This is a genomic window from Halohasta sp. A2 (assembly GCF_056175805.1).
The window spans coordinates 1-255 of record NZ_JAQFWV010000298.1 but is presented as its reverse complement, the minus strand read 5'-3'; the positions used below and the strand labels follow the sequence as shown (position 1 = coordinate 255).

Below are 255 nucleotides of genomic sequence, written 5' to 3'. Positions count from 1 at the left end.
TTCGGCAGGGCCAAAGATACCAATCGCAGCGGAGTTCACGCAGGCGAAACAAGCCTCAAAAGAGACGGCAATGCGCGTCACACGTGACGCGCTTGCCGTCAAGCATCCAATCTGGTTGCTTGGAGACGGTGCATACGATATCCTTGATTGGCACGACTTCCTGCTGGAAGCAGGAGTCGTGCCGATCGTCCCATACAATCCACGAAACACCAGCGATCCACTCAATATCGACTACCGTGTCGAAGATCGAATCAA

At 53.7% G+C, this 255-nt stretch carries 1 protein-coding gene; it reads left to right on the top strand.

The window, feature by feature from the left end:
• Nucleotides 1-255 (top strand): transposase (locus tag O2S87_RS19210; protein WP_475410262.1); only part of this gene is annotated, 255 nt, incomplete at both ends.